Origin of the sequence: Nonlabens dokdonensis (genome assembly GCF_002162835.1) — a bacterium.
GTDB classification, from domain to species: domain Bacteria; phylum Bacteroidota; class Bacteroidia; order Flavobacteriales; family Flavobacteriaceae; genus Nonlabens; species Nonlabens dokdonensis_B.
In genome coordinates this window covers 1-3,671 of the sequence record NZ_MAAX01000041.1, presented here as the reverse complement: position 1 = coordinate 3,671, position 3,671 = coordinate 1, and the positions used below count along the sequence as shown (strand labels likewise).

Genomic DNA, 3,671 nt, shown 5'->3' with positions numbered 1-3,671 from the left:
TAAGTGTTACAGAACCAACTTCCATTCCTAGACCACAAGCACTTTCTAGACCATCAATTGACATTACTGCCAAGTCATTGTCTGGACAAGGATCAACATGGAAACCTTCTTGAACCTCAAGATCTGAACCAATTACTCCACCATTACCGTTTGTTACCTCATTACCATCATTGTTTGCAAGGATAATACCACCACAACGAGTAATAGAATAGGTACCACCATTCCATCCGTCATCATACGTATCCCAAGCATTGATAATATAGTCACCATTTGCATATACACAAACAGCAGTATTGTATGTAGAATAACTACTATACCCAGCGGTAATCCCAGTACTGTAAGCAGTAATGTTGTTGATAGTATCTAAAATTTCCCACCATACTTCACCACCGTAGTTACCAGTGTTTACTTGAACATCAATCCACATATTACCAAGATTAGTAACTGAAGATCCCATTCCGTCATTCGATATAACTGAATCAGCTGCTAAAGCAGTTTGAACCCAGAAATTAGAATCTAGAGCAGAAGAGAAGTCATAGTAACCATCTATTATAAATGTAGCAGTTCCACCTGGTTGGATAGTATCCATAAATGTACCTACGTTAAAGTAGATAGAATCATCCCAACTCAATTCAACTGGGAATCCAGTAGCCATAAGACCACCAAAGTTCTCAATTTCCACTTCAATTTGAGATGAATCACTCACATTACAAGCTGCAGAAGCAGGTGAGATGATAGAAGTAACACCGATATTATTACCCCATGGTGTTTCGAAGATAACAGAAATAGCATCACTTGTTGTATCACAAGGATTTGTTAAAAATACTTCATAAAGTGTATTCTCAGTTAATCCAGTAATAGTGTATGGGTGTGCATAAGCAGTATCCGTTGGAATACTATCGTAAACATCCAGTGAATCTAATACATCAACCAATTCTAGGTTCCATATTGTATCAGGACTTATGTTTAACCAATCTATTGCAGCGCTAACGTCTGTAATGTCTTGTGCTGAAATACCAACTGGCATAGCGCAGTCTGGACCTGGTCCCCAACTTACATTGTCTATATACAAATTACTATAGGTAGTTGCTGGATTGAATTTAATCGCAATTCTTGTATCAGTACCAGTATAAGATAAGAATGGTACAGTAATAGAATCACAGATATTATTCACAGAACCAGCGTAAATAGGTGTAAATGTACTTGCATCATTTGCATCAGTAATTGTTCCTACTTCAAATGGAGAATCCCCATAGGCAGATCTAGCGCTGAATGTAAACAAGTTAGTACCTGCAGTAATATTATTCAATTCAGGAGTGATTAACAATAAGTCTGCATTAAGATCATTATAGTTATACATACTTACATAGTTACCACCACTACAAGAGTAGTAGGAATAATCATATACATTAATATACGCATATGGAGATATCGAAGACATCAAATAATCCCAACAGATAAGTGTATCATTTCCAGTATTCAATGATTCGAAATCGGTGAAGAAATCACCAATAGCAGCACATTCAGTGGCAACTTCTGTAACCATTCCTTCGCTGACTGCATCAGGACAGTTTGTAGAAATGATCATTTCATACACTGAAGAAGCTAATAAACCATCAATTGTATGCGATAAAGTGTAAGCAGTATCCAATACAGTTGGGTTGGTTCCTGTAACATCTGTCATTTCTATAAACCACTCCGTACCGAAAGTACTCGTAGAGTCAATGGTAACAGAAACAGATGTAGTAGAAGTTGAATCAACTGTTACTGCTGTTGGAGGGAAGCAGTTTGGAATCTCCTGCCAATCAAGATCATCAATATCCGTATAAGCATAGGTTTGAGAAGACTCATTCTTGATTGCTACATGCGTATCAGAACCAGTATAGCCATCGAAATTGAAAGTATACTGGGTATAAACATTCGTTAATACAACAGTATCCATTGGCGTAAATGTAGAGGACATTGCAGGATCAGTCATAGTACCGATAATCACCACATTTCCATCATTATAATAATCTTTAGCCCAGAAACGTAATCTGTGATCTTGAGTAGCCAATGAACTAAACTCTGGACTTACCATATACTGTTCTTGATCAGAACCAATAGAGTAAGAATTATACATTCTAACACAAATATCACCTGTATGTGCATAGAAAGCATAGTTATACGCTTGTACATAAGAAGATGAAGAAACTGTAGTGTCAATGAATGTCCAACAGTTTGGTACATCACCAGTATTCAATCCTTCAAAACCAGTAGCATAATCTACAACAGGAGCACAAAGAGTAGTAAAGTCAACAGGTCCAACCCAAGCAGTAGAATCGGAACCACAAAGTGTTCTTGCGTAAACGCTATAATTCATCCCTGGAGTTAGTCCCGTTAAAGTAAATGGCGTTCCAGATACAGTATCAGTAGGCACTCCATTTGGTGCATTCATGCCTTCCACAACTTCAACTTCATAAGAAGTGGCTCCAGTACCTGCAGCAGTAAACGACATATCTACAGCAGTAGTGTATGCAGAATCTACAGCAAGGTAGTAAGGGATATTACATGGGGGTAAAGCGCTTACAGCTATCGAGTCAATAAATACAGTATAACCATAACCGGATGGCCCTGTATATGCAATATCAACTAGTACATCTGAACCAACATATGAGCTATTTATTAATATATTTTCTTCAATATAAGAACCAGGAGTAATAGAATTGGCACCATCATTTGAATCAAATGCAGCTCCTGTGACATTCCAAATTGTTGCCCAAGTAGCACCTCCATCATTTGATAAACGAACACTTAAACTATCACTAAGCCAAGAATACTCATCATGAGACCACTTAAATGTTAATAAGGCATCTTGAGTCATATTAATCATCGGAGTGATTAAGTGTCTATTTGTTCCATAGTTAGGATAGTTTCTTGCCTTTGCGGCTATGGTATCACCAGCGGAAACATAAGGTGTCCAAGATTGATCTCCATTGTCCACATCAAAACAGTCAGGAACCCAAGTGCTGAATGGTTCAGAGAGTGGCATTGCAACAGGGTTACACATTGTAGTGATAGTAGCTGGACCAGACCAATTTGAGTTACCATCCGCACTACCACAGGCAGCACTAACATATAGTTGGTACTCAGAATTTGCATCCAAGTTTATCGCTGTATAAGAAGTAGTAGTAGTGCTATCATCAGCAACACCTGAAGGCGTTTCACCCAATGTAACATTCACATACTCTACATACCACATTGTTTCAGTGTCAATAGCAGTCCATGAGAAAGTAATGTCATCATTGTCGTATGCACCCAATACTAAATCGATTGGAGCTTGACAAGAAGGCAATGTTGTGAAATAGTATATTGATGTCCAAGCACCAGGCCCATCAATAACACCACAGTTTGCTCTTACGATAAACTGGTAGTCACTTTCTGGCACCAAACCAGTCAATTGTGGTGCATTCGAAGAAAGACCAGCATTTGTTGGTGTAAAGGTAAAGGTATCAGCAGGAATATTTGAAGTATTGATTATCTCAATATCCCAAGAAGTTTCAGACCCAGCTTGCCCCCACGAAAGGTCCAATGTAGTATCTGAAATAGAATCAATAGAAATAGCTCCTAATGGTAAACATGTAGGAGGTGTAATAAAGTTTCCAGCAAAAGACCAGTCACTCAAAGGTGTT

1 protein-coding gene is annotated in these 3,671 nt (G+C 38.2%); it reads right to left on the bottom strand.

Annotated elements, in window-relative coordinates:
* On the bottom strand, nt 1-3,671 hold a 3,671-nt coding region (locus A9Q93_RS02570), incomplete at both ends, for a choice-of-anchor J domain-containing protein (RefSeq protein ID WP_303685817.1).